At 71.5% G+C, this 15,490-nt stretch carries 14 protein-coding genes; 7 read left to right on the forward strand and 7 right to left on the reverse strand.

Annotation, left to right across the window (positions count from 1 at the left end):
* The first annotated feature begins 35 nt into the window (after positions 1 to 35).
* A complete protein-coding gene (locus tag J2S22_RS21575; RefSeq protein WP_272776691.1) occupies positions 36 to 1,064 on the forward strand; it encodes a lytic transglycosylase domain-containing protein in 1,029 nt (342 codons plus the stop codon).
* Here J2S22_RS21575 and J2S22_RS21580 read toward each other — a convergent pair.
* A complete protein-coding gene (locus J2S22_RS21580) occupies positions 1,048 to 2,124 on the reverse strand; it encodes an AI-2E family transporter (RefSeq protein WP_272776690.1) in 1,077 nt (358 codons plus the stop codon). The two genes, J2S22_RS21575 and J2S22_RS21580, sit on opposite strands and share 17 nt — an antisense overlap.
* Positions 2,125 to 2,283: 159 nt before the next feature.
* On the opposite strand from J2S22_RS21580, the gene J2S22_RS21585 reads away from it, so the two are divergent.
* Positions 2,284 to 2,742: a YidB family protein gene (locus J2S22_RS21585; RefSeq protein WP_272776689.1), complete on the forward strand. Its 459-nt coding sequence runs from the start codon at positions 2,284 to 2,286 to the stop codon at positions 2,740 to 2,742.
* A gap of 51 nt (positions 2,743 to 2,793) precedes the next feature.
* Positions 2,794 to 3,312: a peptidoglycan-binding domain-containing protein gene (locus J2S22_RS21590; RefSeq protein ID WP_272776688.1), complete on the forward strand. Its 519-nt coding sequence runs from the start codon at positions 2,794 to 2,796 to the stop codon at positions 3,310 to 3,312.
* A gap of 72 nt (positions 3,313 to 3,384) precedes the next feature.
* On the opposite strand, the gene J2S22_RS21595 is transcribed toward J2S22_RS21590, so the two are convergent.
* The 4 genes from J2S22_RS21595 to J2S22_RS21610 form a co-directional block, all read right to left on the reverse strand.
* Positions 3,385 to 3,645 (reverse strand): hypothetical protein, encoded by a 261-nt coding sequence (locus J2S22_RS21595; RefSeq protein ID WP_272776804.1) that lies wholly within the window; start codon positions 3,643 to 3,645, stop codon positions 3,385 to 3,387.
* 134 nt (positions 3,646 to 3,779) lie between these two features.
* Entirely contained in the window at positions 3,780 to 4,751 is a 972-nt protein-coding gene (locus tag J2S22_RS21600) for an FkbM family methyltransferase (RefSeq protein ID WP_272776687.1), read from the reverse strand.
* Positions 4,752 to 5,028: 277 nt separating this feature from the next.
* Positions 5,029 to 5,529, reverse strand: coding sequence for a copper chaperone PCu(A)C (locus J2S22_RS21605; protein ID WP_307155870.1), 501 nt, complete (start codon positions 5,527 to 5,529; stop codon positions 5,029 to 5,031).
* Between the two features lie 88 nt (positions 5,530 to 5,617).
* Positions 5,618 to 5,998 carry a DUF2946 family protein gene (locus tag J2S22_RS21610; RefSeq protein ID WP_272779968.1) on the reverse strand — a complete coding sequence of 127 codons (381 nt, stop codon included), beginning with the start codon at positions 5,996 to 5,998 and terminating at the stop codon, positions 5,618 to 5,620.
* A gap of 833 nt (positions 5,999 to 6,831) precedes the next feature.
* On the opposite strand from J2S22_RS21610, the gene J2S22_RS21615 reads away from it, so the two are divergent.
* From J2S22_RS21615 to glgA, 4 genes are all read left to right on the forward strand, one after another.
* Complete coding sequence (locus J2S22_RS21615; protein WP_272779967.1) at positions 6,832 to 8,259, forward strand: bifunctional enoyl-CoA hydratase/phosphate acetyltransferase; 1,428 nt, start codon at positions 6,832 to 6,834, stop codon at positions 8,257 to 8,259.
* A gap of 16 nt (positions 8,260 to 8,275) precedes the next feature.
* On the forward strand, positions 8,276 to 9,475 hold the full coding sequence (locus tag J2S22_RS21620; RefSeq protein ID WP_272779966.1) for an acetate/propionate family kinase: 1,200 nt from the start codon (positions 8,276 to 8,278) through the stop codon (positions 9,473 to 9,475).
* Positions 9,476 to 9,778: 303 nt separating this feature from the next.
* Positions 9,779 to 11,788: an alpha-1,4-glucan--maltose-1-phosphate maltosyltransferase gene (locus tag J2S22_RS21625; protein ID WP_272779965.1), complete on the forward strand. Its 2,010-nt coding sequence runs from the start codon at positions 9,779 to 9,781 to the stop codon at positions 11,786 to 11,788.
* 63 nt (positions 11,789 to 11,851) lie between these two features.
* A complete protein-coding gene (gene glgA, locus J2S22_RS21630) occupies positions 11,852 to 13,096 on the forward strand; it encodes a glycogen synthase (RefSeq protein ID WP_272779964.1) in 1,245 nt (414 codons plus the stop codon).
* A 215-nt stretch (positions 13,097 to 13,311) separates the two neighbouring features.
* Here the strand turns inward: glgA and J2S22_RS21635 are convergent, their stop codons facing one another.
* Both J2S22_RS21635 and J2S22_RS21640 read right to left on the reverse strand, forming a co-directional pair.
* On the reverse strand, positions 13,312 to 13,857 hold the full coding sequence (locus J2S22_RS21635; protein ID WP_272779963.1) for a CBS domain-containing protein: 546 nt from the start codon (positions 13,855 to 13,857) through the stop codon (positions 13,312 to 13,314).
* Positions 13,858 to 13,968: 111 nt separating this feature from the next.
* Positions 13,969 to 15,258 (reverse strand): family 4 glycosyl hydrolase, encoded by a 1,290-nt coding sequence (locus tag J2S22_RS21640; protein WP_272779962.1) that lies wholly within the window; start codon positions 15,256 to 15,258, stop codon positions 13,969 to 13,971.
* Positions 15,259 to 15,490: the final 232 nt, after the last annotated feature.

Here is a 15,490-nt window from a genome sequence, read left to right on the forward strand (position 1 = left end):
CCGGGGAGGGGCCCTGGAGGGACCCGAGAGGAACCATGCGGTGCATCGTTCCTGTCCTGCTGCTCGCCGCGCTGGCCGCCTGGCCGGCGGCGGTCGCGGCCGCCACGGAGGCGCCGGCGCCGCCCTCCGCCGGGCCGGAGCCGCCTGCCGCGCCGCCGGCCGGTCCACCGGCCGGTCCACCGCCGCCGCCCGCGGCGGCCGCTCCCGCTGCGGCCACGCCGGAGAGCCCGGCCGCCGCCGCACCGTCGGGCGGTGCCATGGACTCGATCTGCCTGATCCTGGAATCGGCGGCGGCCGCCAACGGCCTGCCGCTGTCCTTCTTCGCCCGGCTGATCTGGCAGGAGAGCCGGTTCCGGCCGCATGTCGTCGGGCCGATGACGCGGCGCGGCCATCGGGCGCAGGGCATCGCCCAGTTCATGCCCTACACGGCGGAGGAGCGCGGCCTGCTCGATCCGTTCGACCCGGTGGCGGCCCTGCCCAAGTCGGCCGAGTTCCTGGCGGAGCTGCGCGAGAGCTTCGGCAATCTCGGGCTGGCGGCGGCCGCCTACAATGCCGGGCCGCGGCGGGTGCGCGACTGGCTCGCCGGCAAGGGCACGCTGCCCGGCGAGACGCAGCGCTATGTCCGCGCCATCACGGGCCTGTCGCCGGACGACTGGGCGGCCGCCGGCCGCTCCGGGAAGGACGGCATCGCCGAGAAGACCTCGTGCGCGACGCTCGCGGCGCTTCTGGGGAGCGAGCCGACCATGTTCCTGGGCGAGCTCGAGCGGCGCGTCCGCGAGGGCGCGGCGAAGCCGTGGGGAGTCCAGCTCTCCGCCGGCTTCTCGCGCGCCAAGGTGCTCGCGGCCTATGCCCGGATCGAGCGCCGGTTCCGCGACGAGCTCGACGGCCGCGACCCGATGATCATCCGCACTCTGCTGCGCAGCCGCGGCTCCAGTGCCTTCTATCAGGTGCGGGTCGGCGCCGAGACGCGCGTCGCGGCGTCGGGACTGTGCGCGACGCTGTCGAAGAAGGGCGGCGCCTGCATGGTGCTCAGGAACTCGCGCGGCGTCACCGAGACGCCGTGACGGAGTCCGGCCGCGGCCGGGCGGCGGCCGGCTCGCCGGCGTCGCCGGGGGGCTCGGCCTCGATGGTGCGGACATAGAGCTCCCGCGCGGCGACATAGGCGACCACCGTCAGCGGGGCGGCGAACAGCACGCCGGTGGCGCCGAACAGGATGCCGAAGCCCACCACGGCGAACAGCAGCAGGGCGGGCGGGACCGACACCATCTCGCGCTGGATCAGCGGCTGCAGCACATTGCCCTCGATCTGCTGGATCACCACGAACAGGCCGAGCACCCACAGCGCCAGCGTGGGGTCGACAGACAGCGCGATGATCAGGGCCGGGATCGCCGCGGCGATCGGCCCGACGATCGGCACGAACTCGGCGATTCCGGCGAACAGACCGAGCGCCAGGGCCGAGGGAACGCCCAGCGCCCACAGCCCGGCCGTGGTGACGACCCCGACCCCGACCATCGCGATGACCTGCCCCACCAGCCAGCCGCGCAGGGCGTCGCCGCAGCGGCACAGCGTCCGGTCGACGCGGTCGCGCTGGCGCGGCGGCACCAGCCGCAGCGTGCCGCTCCGGTAGAGGCCCGGCTGCGACGCGATGTAGAGCGCGCCGAACACCACCAGCACCAGATTGGTGACGGCGCCGGCGGCGAGCCCCAGGGCGCCGCCGATGCGGCTCACCAGGCCGCCGGAAAGCAGCGAGTCGGTGCCGCGGTCGATCGCGGTCTGCACCCAGCCGACGCCGTCGACACGGTCGCGCACCGCCCGCCAGGCGCTCGGCAGCTGCTCGGTCAGGGTTTCGACGTTCTGCAGGATGGCAGCCCCGAAGAACACGACCACGAGCACGAGCCCGGCGGCGATCAGCAGGATCGCGAGGAGCAGCGACAGTGCCGGCGACAGCCCGGTCGGCCCGGCCAGCAGGTCGGCCAGCGCCCGGAACAGGATCGCCCCCAGCACGGCGGCGAAGACGAGCAGCAGGAGGTCGGCGAGCTGCCAGGCGACCAGCAGCACCAGGACGGTGACGACCGTCAGCAGGAGCTTCGCCGAGAAGCTGCGATCGGTGGAGGAAATCGGCATCAGTCGGGGTCCGGATCGAGGGGCGCGGGGCCGCGCCGGTTCCTCCACCAACGCGCCGGAACCGAATACGCCGCATCGGCGTCACGAAGATGCGGTCCGATACCGTCCGGGCGGAGCACGCCCGGGATGGAACACCCGCGACATCACAAGGAGGATCCCATGGGCCTGCTCGACAGCCTGATCGCCGGCGCCGTCCAAGGCGCCTTCCGGCAGCTCGACACCTCGGCGCTGCCGTCGATTCTCTCGCAGATCCTCGGCCGCACCGATCTCGGCGGCTTCGGCGGCCTGCTCGATGCGCTGCGCCGCGGCGGGCTCGACCGCGAGGTCGGCTCGTGGCTGGGGCAGGGCTCCAACATGGACGTGTCGCCCGACCGGCTGCGTCACGCGCTCGGCGACCGCGAGCTCGGCCAGATGTCGCAGCAGGCCGGCCTGTCGATCGAGGACCTCCTGGCCGTGCTGGCCCAGCACCTGCCGCAGACCATCGACGGGCTGAGCCCGAACGGGCGGCTCGAGACCGATCCGCTGGAGATCAACCCGGACGATCCGGGCGGTGCCGACACGGGCGGCGGCTCGCTGGCCGACCAGGCGGGGCTCGACGACCTCGACCGGCTGCGCTGATCGGCGCGGCGTGAAAATCGCGTCAACCCAGGTGCTTGATGGGAGGAGCAGATGGCAATTCTCAAGCGTGGGCTCGCCGGCGAGCCGGTGAAGCTGCTGCAACGGAAGCTCGGCGTGGAGGCGGACGGGCGGTTCGGGCCGGGCACCGAGACGGCGCTCAAGGCCTATCAGACGAAGAACGGCCTCCAGGTCGACGGCATCGCCGGGCCGGACACCTTCGTCCACATGGAGCTCTACGAGCTGGTGCTGCTGCGGACCGGATCGCGCGGCGAGACCGTCAGGCGCCTGCAGCAGGCGCTCGGGGTCGCGGCGGACGGCGCGTTCGGGGCGGGCACCGAGAAGGCGGTGCGTGCCTTCCAGGAGAGGAACGGCCTCGACGTGGACGGGATGGCGGGGCCGGCGACGCTGGCGAAGACGGGCATCTTCAAGGAGATGACGCCGGACATTGTGAAGCGGTCGGAGGTCGGCGCGCCGGCCTCCGGCGGGGCGGCCCCGGGCGGCGAGGCGGCGACCGAGCCCGCCCCGTCGCGCAGCATCTGGGGCACCATCAAGAGCTTCTTCGGCGCCTGAGAAGGCCGTGGCGGCGGTCACCGGGAGCGGTCGTGCGATCGCCCCCGGGATCGCGTCAGGCGGCGGAGCGGCTCACTGGCCGACGGCGTCGGTGACGCACTTCTTGGTGAAGCTGGTCTTGGCGGCACCGGCGAGCTTCTTCTCGGCCGCCGAGGCGTCGCACGACGCCTGGGCGTCGCTCTCGCACTTCTTCAGGAAGCTGGTCAGGGCGGCGCCGTGCAGCTTCTTCTCGGTCGCCTGGGCCTTGCACGAGGCGCGCGCCGCGGGCGGCGTCTGGGCCTGTGCCGTGGCGGCGAGCAGCACGAAGGCCGTGGCGGCGGTCGCGGCGAGCATGGTTTTCACGAGCGAATCTCCCCGGTTGGTCGGCGTCGGAACGTCACGGCCGGTAATGCGAGATGATGGCGCGACGACGACGGTGCCGACGCGACGATCCCCGGTCGGGCCGCGGGGGCCCGAGCCGCGCCGGGTCAGGGCCCGGCCGAGGCGGCCCGCAGGCGCTCGGTCCAGAAGGCGCTCCGGGTGACGAACACGTTGTAGCCGACGGCGTGGTTCGTCTTGATGTGGTCGAGAAAGGCGGGCTCGCGCACCTCCTCGAACCGGCCGGTCTTGGGATCGAGGACGAACTCGCGGCAGCCCGGCTGCGCCAGCGCCCAGCGGGTGACGCCGTGGGAGCGGTCGGCGCCGTGCTCCTCGGCCAGGATCACGGTGTCGGCGGCGAGCAGCCGGGTTCCGCCGGTGAGGGCCTCGATCTCGACCCCCTCGACGTCGAGCTTGACGATGAAGCGGCCGGCCGGCTCGAGCGTGCCGTCGTCGATCAGGCTGTCGAGCGAGATCACCGGGACCTCCTCGCAGAAGTCGCCGGCCTCGGACGGCGCGATCGTGAAGGCCTCGTGCTTGCGTCCGGACAGGCGGGCGACGCCGCCGGCCGTCGCGCCGATCGCCTGATGGCGGACCGTGAAGCGGTCGCCGTTGAGGGCGGCGTTGCGGCGCAGCTTCTCGGCGTTGCGCGAGGAGGCCTCGATGGCGATGGCCCGGTGGGCGCCGAACCGCCGGCTGGTGGTCAGCACCGACCACAGGCCGTAGTTCGCGCCGCAGTCGACGAAGGTGTAGTCGACGTCGACCACCGTCTCGAGGAAGCGGGCGAGCTCGATCTCGTAGACGTAGCGGCGGTCGAGCAGGACGCTCCAGTACGGGTCGCCGAACGGAAACGCGAAGCGGGCGTCGTCGTCGAGCTGGACGATGGTCTCGCGCGGCGCCAGCGCCGTCCCGAGAATGCGGCAGCCCAGCGAGAAGCCGCGATGCGCGAAGGGCTCGGTGAGCCGGGCGCCGGCCGTGATGGCCAGCGCGGCGACGCGCTCCCGCAGCGTCGCCCCGTCGAGCCGGCCGGTGCGACGGTCGAAGGTGAGGGGGGGATCCTGCCGCGGGTCGGAACCAGTCATCCAGATGAATGCTTTCGCTTGGCCGGGCTATATTTGTTTCCGCATTGTTGCGACAAGTCACCGGAAGGTCCGGCGCGCCGCGCAGCGTCTATACGCGTGGCCGTCGGCCGAGAAAAGCCTTCCTGTCCCGGAATTTCGAGGGTGCCGGGTCCGACTTAAATTACAGTAAAATTCGAACGACTTGCGCCCGCCGAACGGCGGGCGCCGAGATCGACGACGTGCCGTGGCGGTGGGCGTCTCGGCGGGCGGCCGGTCGGGTCCGGCCGCCCGCCGGACTTCAGTGCCCGTGATGGCCGCCCATCGGCTTGCCGCCCGGGGCCGTCGCGGCGATCGCCTGCACGCTGTACGTCACCGCGACCGTGCCGGCCTTCTCGAAGCGCAGCTCGCCCGACAGCGTCTCGCCTTCCTTCAGCGGCTGCTTCAGATCCATGAACATCACGTGATAGCCGCCGGGCGCCAGCGTCACCGTCTGGCCCGGCTTGATCTCCAGGCCCTGGACGAGCGGCCGCATGGTCATGATGCCGTTCTCGGTCTTCATCTCGTGGACCTCGAAGCGGCCGGCCTGGGGCAGGCTGCCGCCGACCAGCCGGTCGGGCGTGGTGCCGGTGTTGGTGATGCTCATGTAGCCGCCCGCGACCTTGGCGCCGCCGGGGGTCGCGCGGCTCCACGGCTTCTCGATCCTGAGGGCGCCGGCCGTGAACTCCTGGGCGCCGGCGGCGAGCGGCACGGCGGCGGCGAGCGCGGCGGCGAGGGTGGCGCGCGTGATGGTGCGAATCATGAATCGTCTCCGGACGAGGGCCGCCGCGCGCTGCGGCGCCGGGCGGCGAAGGGATCGGAAGGAATGAAGCGGTGAAGCGTGGTCCGGCTCACGCCGCCGGCGGCGCCCGCGGCCGGATCGGCATGCGCTCGCTCGCGGCGACCGAGACGGGACGCAGCCGCGGCGGTGCGGACACGACCCACACCCAGTCCAGGCCGGCGAGGTCGGGCGGCGCCACGGTCGCGGCGAGCCCGGGCGTCGTGCACAGGACGCAGGAGGCGTGCGTGCCGGCCGGCGCGCCGGAGCCCGGCGCGTCCGATCCCGATCCCGTATCGCCGCCGTCCGCCGGCCGTGCCGGTCCGCCGAAGCAGAAGGCGTCGGCGACCGTCCAGCCGAGCGCTCCGGGGTCGCCGGCGCGGCCGGGCAGGGCGAGCGCCGGCAGCAGGATCTGGAGAAGCAGGGCGACCGTCACGACGACGGCAGCCGCCACCCGCAGCGTCGATGGCGCGGGGGCGGTCGGTGGCGCGGCGTGGGGGCGGCGTCTCGTCACCCGGCCTGATTAGCACGGCGCCGTTCGGCGCGACAGCCGCCAGAACGGTCGCGTCGCCATGCCCGCGTCCCCGTGCTCGCGTCGGCGCGGCCTTCGTCTCGCCCGTTGCGACGGTCGCGGCGCCACGGTCACGGCGCGACGGTCGCGGGGCCACGACCACCGCGTGATGTCGCCCGGTGAACTGCGCAGGCTTTTGCGCGCCGGATCGCGCAACGGCTTGCGCAGTCCGGCGCCGTCGTCCCGGCCCGCGGTGCGGAGTCGCGCGACGACTCGAAGGACGGCCGCCGCGCCGCCCGGGCGATCCGAAACCGCCTAAGGGAATTCCCGAATAGTATCTCTTCGGATCGACGGCGCCGGCGCGATCGCGTTCAGGCTCTGTCGCGCGGTTGCGGCCCGCCGTCCGGCGGCGGGTGTGACGCGAGCCCCGCGACGATCCGCCCGGCGCCGGGCGTACGTGGTTTTTCCGTCGTGTCTTCGACGGTTTATGTGTTTCTTATAAGATCGCCGCTAGGGTGATGTCGTGGTTCGTCGAACATCGGACTCGGTTGCATCCTATCGTGTGCTGCGAGTGGAGTGCGTGATACTCACGACGTCTCGCGCGTCGGTCGGAGGCCATGCGCGTTTGCTCACCCAGCCAAACGCCGAATTCAATTGACCCTCGCCGGGTCGGGATGTCTTTCCTGCCGCCGCGTTTCTGGAACAGGACTTGCTCCGGACCCCCAATCGAAGCCTCGGTCGGTGTCCCGTGAACACCACCGGAGATGGATACGAAAATGGCAGACGTGATCAAGAACACGACATTCGGCGAATTGAAGGTCGGCGACACCGCCAGCATCGAGCGGGTGTGCTCGGTCCAGGACCTGTATCTGTTCGCGCACGTCTCCGGCAACACCAACCCGGTCGTGGTTCCGGATCAGGCGTCGTCGGAGAACCGCGCCGTCACGGCGCCGTTCATGTGGGCCGGCTCGCTGATCTCGGCGGTGCTCGGCAATCTGCTGCCCGGCCCGGGCACGCTCTACCGGTCGCAGGACCTGCGCGCGGTGAGCCGCGTGAAGGTCGGCGACAAGGTGCGGGCGAGCGTCCGCTGCGTCGAGAAGAAGGAGTCGCCGATCGCGGTCTTCGAGACCCGGATCGAGAGGCTCGACGGAACCGTGGTGGCCGAGGGCCGCGCCCTCGTCGACGTGCCGCTCGAGCGCATCACGGTCGCGGCGCGCGAGCTGCCGACCCTGATCCTCGACGAGGGCGACCAGTTCACGCCGCTGATCGATCGCGCCAAGACGCTCCCGCCGATGGCGACCGCCGTGGTCTGCCCGGACGACCACAACTCGCTCGGCGGCGCCGTGCTGGCCGCCCGCGAGGGTCTGATCGAGCCGATCCTGATCGGCTCGCGCGCCGCGATCTTCAAGGCCGCCGAGGCCGGCGGGCTCGACATCTCGTCCTACAAGCTGATCGACGCGGCGACCGGGGTCGAGGCCTCGGCCAAGGCGGTCGAGCTCGTGCGCCGCGGCGAAGCCGCCTCGGTGATGAAGGGCAACCTGCACACCGACGAGCTGCTCGGCCAGGTGGTCAAGAAGGACGGCGGTCTGCGCTCCGGCCGTCGGATCAGCCACGTCTTCGTCATGGACGCGCCGACCCTCGACCATCTGCTGTTCATCTCGGACGCCGCCATCAACATCGCGCCCGACCTCGTCACCAAGGTCGACATCACCCAGAACGCGATCGACATCGCCATCGCCTGCGGGCTGGAGAAGCCGCGCGTCGGCATCCTCTCCGCGGTCGAGACCGTCAATCCGAACATCCCCTCGACGCTCGACGCGGCGGCCCTGTCGAAGATGGCCGAGCGCGGCCAGATCAAGGGCGGCATCGTCGACGGCCCGCTCGCCATGGACAACGCCATGGACGTGGCGGCGGCGCGCACCAAGGGCATCACCTCGCTGGTCGCCGGCCGCGCCGACGTGCTGATCGTGCCGAACCTCGAGGCCGGCAACATGATCGTGAAGGAGCTGACCTTCGTGGCGCGGGCCGAGGCGGCCGGCCTGGTGGTCGGCGCCGCGGCGCCCGTGATGCTCACCAGCCGGGCCGACAACGACCGCGCGCGCCTCGTCTCCGCGGCGCTGGCGCAGCTCTACGAGTACCGGCGCCGGACCGGCCGGGCCGTTCCGGCGCCCGGCGGCGAGACCACCAAGGTCGCGGCGGAATAAGAAGAAGGACAACGTCATGAGCGACCACATCATCACCCTCAATGCGGGGTCCTCCTCGATCAAGTTCGCGCTGTTCGCGCTGGACGGAGGCGAGTGGCCCCGCATGGTCGCGATCGGCCAGATCGAAGGGATCGGCGTCTCGCCGGAGTTCGAGGCCAAGGTCGACGGCAAGAAGTCGAAGCGAGCGCTCACCGGCGCCGAGACCCCGAAGAACCACGACGACGCGCTGAAGATCATCATCGGCTGGCTCGGCGAGACCTTCCCGGACGCCAAGATCGCCGCGATCGGCCATCGCGTCGTGCACGGCGGGCCGATCTACTCGGCGCCGATGCTGATCGACGACGCCTCCTACAAGGTGCTGGAGACGTTCTCGGCGCTGGCGCCGCTGCACCAGCCGCACAATCTCGCCGGCATCGCCGCGGCGGGACGCGCCTTCCCGGGCATTCCCCAGGTCGGCTGCTTCGACACGGCGTTCCACCGCACCCAGCCCTTCGTCAACGACACCTATGGGCTGCCGCCGGAGCACTATCAGGAGGGCGTCCGGCGCTACGGCTTCCACGGCCTGTCCTACGAGTACATCACGGCCCGGCTCGAGGAGCGCGACCCGGCGGCGCTGCGTCGCCTCGTCGTCCTGCATCTCGGCAACGGCGCCTCGATGTGCGCCATCAAGGACGGCAAGGGCCAGGCCTCGACCATGGGCTTCTCGCCGCTCGACGGCCTGCTGATGGGCACGCGCTGCGGCCAGATCGATCCGGGCGTTCTGCTGTACCTGATGCAGCAGAAGGGCATGAACGCAGCCCAGATCTCCGACCTCCTCAACAAGAAGTCGGGCCTCAAGGGCATGTCCGGCGTGTCGAGCGACATGCGGGATCTCGAGTCGTCCGACGCGCCGTCGGCCAAGCAGGCGCTCGAGTACTTCGTCAACCGCATCCGGCGCGAGCTCGGCAGCCTGATGGCGGTGACGGGCGGGGCCGACGCGCTGGTGTTCACGGGCGGCATCGGCTCGAACTCCAAGTTCGTCCGCGGCGAGGTGCTGACCGGCATGGAGTGGGCCGGCATCGCCTTCGATCCGGCCGCCAACCAGGCCGGCGCCGAGGTGATCTCGGCACCCGGCTCGGCCGTGAAGGTCTACGTCATGCAGACCGACGAGGAGGCGATGATCGCCCGCCACACCATCCGGGTGGCGAAGCTCGCCAAGGCTCCGGCGCTCGCCTGACGCCCGCGACGGGCCCGGCCCTCCGGCCGGGTCGTTCGTCCCGACCTTCGACGCCCGCGACGGCACCACCGTCGCGGGCGTTTTCGTGCGCGGCGCGGCCCGGGCCGGGCTCCGGGCGATGCCGCGGCGCGGCATCGAATGTCGCGGTGCGATACGGCCTTGCCGGCTGCCCGGAAAAGAAACATTGTGGGGGCGAGCCGTCTCCCCGCGAGGGTTGCCGGGCGCCTGCGCGCCTCTCTGCGCGACGCACCGGCCGGCCGGCGGGCTGCTCATAAGCCATCTTGATTTCTCATAAGGCAGAAGATGAATTTCCCGCGAACGCCTCGCTCGACCGTGACGTACGAGCCGCACCTGCCGACCGCGCCGGAGCCGGCACCGCTCGACTCCGACGTCCATCAGCGGCGCTTCTTCATCGAGGACGTCTTCCCGACCCTCGACGGCGGCCGCTTCGCCGTGAAGCGGATCGTCGGCGAGCCGGTCGACGTCTGGGTCGACATCTTCCGCGACGGCCACGAGGTGACCTCGGCGACGCTGCGCTGGCGGCGCGAGGGCGAGCGCGGCTGGCGCACCGCACCGCTGGTGCCGGTCGAGAACGACCGCTGGCACGGCACCTTCGTGCCGATCGAGATCGGCCGCCACATCTTCGTCGTCGAGGCGTGGACGGCCGGCTTCGCCACCTGGCGGCGCGACACGCTCGCCAAGCAGAAGGCCGGGCTCGACATCACGCTGGAGCTGAAGGAGGGGCGCGAGCTCGTCGCCGCGGCGCTGCCCCGGGCCGGCGACACGGCCGGCCGCCTGCAGGCGGCGCTCAACATGTTCGGCTCCGCCGGCGGTCCGCGGCCGCTGCTCGCCGAGGACCTCGCCGCCGCCATGGCGGCGGTCGAGCCGCGGCCCGACCTGACCTGGAGCCAGCCCTTTCCGCTGATGATCGAGCGGCCGCGGGCGCGCTCGGGCGCGTGGTACGAGGTCTTCCCGCGCAGCCAGACCGACGACGCGGCCCGCCACGGCACCTTCGACGACGTCATCGCCCGGCTGCCCGACGTCTCGGCCATGGGCTTCGACGTTCTCTATTTCCCGCCGATCCATCCGATCGGGGTGAAGAACCGCAAGGGCAAGAACAACTCGCTCAAGGCCGAGCCGGGCGATCCCGGCAGTCCCTACGCGATCGGCGGCGCCGAGGGCGGCCACGACGCGGTCCATCCCGAGCTCGGCACCATCGCCGACTTCCGGCGCCTCGTCGCCGCCGCGCGCGGGCACGGGCTCGAGATCGCGCTCGACTTCGCCACCCAGTGCTCGCCCGACCACCCGTGGATCAAGCAGCATCCGGAGTGGTTCAAGTGGCGGCCGGACGGCTCGATGCGCTACGCCGAGAACCCGCCGAAGAAGTACGAGGACATCACCAACCCGGACTTCTACTGCGCCGACCGCGCCGCCCTCTGGCAGGCCTGGCGCGACGTGGTGATGTTCTGGGCCGAGCAGGGGGTGCGGATCTTCCGGGTCGACAACCCGCACACCAAGCCGTTCCCGTTCTGGGAGTGGCTGATCCACGAGGTGCAGGGGCGCTTCCCCGACACCATCTTCCTGTCCGAGGCGTTCACCCGCCCGAAGGTGATGAAGGCGCTGGCCAAGCTCGGCTTCACCCAGTCCTACACCTACTTCACCTGGCGCACCGGCAAGGACGAGCTGTCCGCCTACATGGCCGAGCTCACCCGGCATCCCGAGCGCGAGTACTTCCGGCCGAACTTCTTCGTCAACACGCCCGACATCCTGCCCGTCCACCTGCAGTCGGGCGAGCCGTGGATGTTCAAGTCGCGCGTCGCCCTCGCCGCGACCCTCGCCGGCAGCTACGGCGTCTACAACGGCTTCGAGCTGCTCGAGCACGTGCCGGTGCCGGGCAAGGAGGAGTATCTGGATTCGGAGAAGTACGAGATCCGGCCGCGCGACTGGAACGCGCCCGGCAACATCAAGGCCTACATCGCCCAGCTCAACGCCATCCGGCGTGCCAACCCGGCCCTGCAGCAGACCGCCAATTTCGGATTCATCCAGGTCGACAGCCCCAACGTGATCGGCTTCGTCAAGGAGTCGGTCGCCCACGACAACGTCGTCGCGGTGGCGATCGCCCTGCAGAAGGGGCCGCACGACGTCTGGTTCCACTTCGGCGACATGCGGATCGGCCCGGAGGGCGCGCGCCGCCCGGTGCGGGCCGTCGAGAACCTGGTGACGGGCGAATGGCGCCTGGTCGAATGGGGCGGCGTGCGCCTGTCGATCGATCCGGACCACGATCCCGCCGTGCTGCTGCGCTGCGTCGCCTGATCCGGCGCCGCGCCGCCCGCCCGAAGACGTGCGCCGCGCCGCGCGGCGAATGGAGTGCCCGAGATGCGTGTCCTGCTCACCACCAACGAGTATCCGCCTTACGTCTACGGGGGCGCCGGCGTCCACGTGGAGTACCTGTCGCGCGAGCTCGCCCGGCTGACGCCGGTCGAGGTGCGCACCTTCCACGACCAGACGCTCGACGACGGCCAGCTCCACGTCCGCGGCGTCAAGGTCGACACCAAGATGTTCGCCGGCTGCCCGCAGACCTACGTGTCGCCCCTCAAGGCGCTCTCCACCTGCCTCGCCTTCATGGGGCAGGGGATCGGCAACGAGCTCGAGGGCAGCGTCGAGATCATCCACTGCCACACCTGGTACACGCACTTCTCAGGGCTGCTCGCGAAGATCCTCTACAACATCCCGATGGTGATCACGGTCCATTCGCTGGAGCCGCTGCGGCCGTGGAAGCGCGACCAGCTCGGCCACGGCTACGACCTCTCGCGCTGGATCGAGCGCAACGCGCTCGAGACGGCCGACGCCGTCATCGCCGTCTCCACCTCGACCCGCGACGACATCCTGCGGCTGTTCGACGTGCCGTCCGAGCGGGTCCACATCATCCCGAACGGCATCGACACCGACGAGTACAAGAAGATCCACGCGCCCGAGGTGCTGACCCGGCTCGGCGTCGACCCCGACCGGCCCTACGTTCTGTTCGTCGGCCGCATCACCCGGCAGAAGGGCCTCTATTATCTCCTGCAGGCGATCCCGCAGCTCGATCCGAGCCTGCAGGTGGTGCTGTGCGCCGGCGACGCCGACACGCTCGCCCTGCAGCGCGAGACCGAGGAGATGGTGGCCGAGCTGCAGCGCACCCGCGAGGGCGTGATCTGGCTCTCCAAGATGCTGCCGCGCGCCGACACCATCGCGCTCTACTCGCACGCCACCGTGTTCTGCTGCCCGTCGATCTACGAGCCGTTCGGCATCATCAACCTGGAGGCCATGGCCTGCGGCACGCCGGTGGTCGGCAGCGCGGTCGGCGGCATCAAGGAGGTGGTGGTCGACGAGGTCACCGGCATCCTGGTCGAGCCGAACCTGTCGCCCGAGCCGCCGCACGATCCGGTCGCCCCGGCCCGCTTCGAGCGGGGCCTCGCCGACGGCATCAACCGCATCGCCGGCGACCCGGAGCTGCGCGCCCGCATGGCCGAGGCCGGCCGTGCGCGGGTGGAGCAGAACTACTCCTGGCGCAGCGTCGCGCGGCAGACCTACGATCTCTACCTGCAGCTCCGCGCCTCCCGCAAGGCGACGAGCCAGTAGGGGGCGGCACCGCAGGAAGTCCCGCAGCCGGCAGGTGGGTAGCCGCACCGCAGCGTGGCGTGCGCCCCGGTTCCCCTCGCCGTCACGGCCGGGCTCGTCCCGGCCACCCCGCGAACAGACCCGCGACCTCCGAAGACGTGGATGCCCGGCACAAGGCCGGGCATGACGGCGTCGCGAGTCTGGCGAGGCCCGCCAGGTCCGCGCGGCGAACGGTTCTACTTCGGCCCGCGGGTGCGCTGCAGCCAGTACTGGCGTTCGAGCTCGATCAGCCGCTCGTCGGTCATCGGAGCGTCGTGGCGGGCGGCGGCTTCGGCCTTGCCGAGCGCCCGGGGCAGGGCGCGCAGCAGGTCGGCGCGCGACAGGACGCCGACCACCCGCGCGTCGCGCACCACCGGCAGCCGCTTGATGCGGCGGCTCTCCAGGAGCCGGCCGGCCTCCTCGAGCGGCGTGCTCTCGGTCACGGCGAGCGGCGCCGTCGTCATCACGTCGCCGACCGTGAGGGTGTGGAAGCGCTCCGGCTCCTGCTCGAGCGCGCTGCGCTCGGTCATCAGCTGCAGCCAGTGCGGCCGGCGCGGCGGGTCGCCGTCGGAGCGGCGGCGCAGGAGGTCGCGCTCGCTGACGATGCCGACCAGCCGTCCGGCCGGATCGACCACGGGCAGCCCGCTGATGCGGTGGTCGATCATCAGCTGCGCCGCGTCGGCGATCGGCCGGTCGGGCGTGATCGTCACCACGGGGCTCGACATGAAATCCCTGACCCGCACCGGACCTCTCCGATCCCGGCCGCGGCCGACTCGCCGGCCCGCGGCATCGTGCCCGATCACCCTAGTCCAACCGGTCCGCCGCCGTCGAGGCGTCCCGCCGTCGGCCCGGCCTCACACACAGGCACGGATGTAGGGTCGGTTCACCTCCCACAGCTCGTCGAGCACCGCCGTCGCGGCGGCCGTCGACGCGACCACCGGATCGATCAGCAGCGCCTCCAGGGCGAGCTCCCGGGAGCCGTGCACGGCGGCCTCGACGGCGAGCTGCTGGACCCCGGCCTGGACCGCGAGCAGCCTGGCGATCGGCTCGGGCAGGGGGCCGAGCGACACCGGATGGATGCCGGCCGCGTCGGCGACGATCGGCACCTCGACGGCGAGATCCGCCGGCAGGTTGGGGATGACGCCGCGGTTGTAGACGATGCCCGACTCGATGAACCGCTTCTCGTTGTGCACCACGCCGGCGATCACGGCGGCGCCGCGCTCGCCGGACGGCTGCATCCACCAGTTCGGGATCGCGGCGGTGCCGGCCAGCACGCCCTCGACAGTCGCCCGGAACTCGGCCCGCACCCGCTCGTCGCCGGCGAAGTCGTAGCCCCTGTCGTCGCCGCCGTCGGCCTCCCAGCCATAGGGCAGGAACTCGCCGGTGTGGCTGTCGCCGCAGGTCGGCCACAGCCCGAAGCTGCGGAACAGCGTGCGGTCGAGCGGGATGAAGGCGGGGTCGTGCGCCGCCTCCTTCTCGCGCAGCAGCGGATAGAGGTCGGCGCCGCTGTCGTGGTCGCGGATGTGCAGGAGCCACTGGAAGTGGTTGAGCCCGGCGCCCCAGACGTCGATCGTCTCGGCCGGCCGCCCGAGGATGTGGGCGACCTGGCTGCGGGCGCCGAAGATGCCCTCGCACAGGCCGAGGGTTCGCACCTTCGCGTACTTGCCGAGTGCCATGACGATGCGGCTCTCGGGGTTGGAGAAGTTGATGAACAGCGCGTCCGGGCACAGCGCCTCGATGTCGCGCACGAAATCGAACACCATCGGCAGCGTGCGCAGCGTGAAGAACAGCCCGCCCGGGCCGCCGTTCTCGCCGAGCGTCTGGCGGATGCCGTGCTTCTTCGGAATCTCGTAGTCGAGCCGCCACAGCCGCAGCCGGTCGATCGCCGTGGCGTTGACGACGAAGTCGGCCCCGGGCAGTGCCGTGCGCCGCTCGGTCGTCGTCTCGATGACGACGCCGGCGCCCGCCGCCTCGGCGAGCCGGCGGCCGAGCGCCGCCATCCGCTCCAGCGCCACCGGGTCGGTGTCGACCAGCACCAGGGTGGAGCCGTGCAGATCCTCCGAGAAGAACATGTCGCGGAACATGGTCAGGCCGAACGACATGCTGCCGGCCCCGATGAAGACGATTTTCGCGGACTTGGACATGACCACCTCGACGCCGGACCGTCACGCGATCGGCGTTCGTGAGGCGGGCCCGCGCGCAGGGGAGGCGTCGCGCGGATGAGGAACGGTCGGGCCCGCGTCGTCGAGGCGGCGGTCCGCAGCCGAAGTGTCCGCCGAACCGGGCCGCGACGGAACTCCGATAAGTTGCGTAAGGAGTGCTCCGATGGCGCCGGCCGGGCGGCGGCCGCCGTCGCGGGACGACCGTCGTCGCCTG

Source organism: Rhodoplanes tepidamans (genome assembly GCF_030813915.1).
Classification (GTDB): Bacteria; Pseudomonadota; Alphaproteobacteria; order Rhizobiales; family Xanthobacteraceae; genus Rhodoplanes; species Rhodoplanes tepidamans.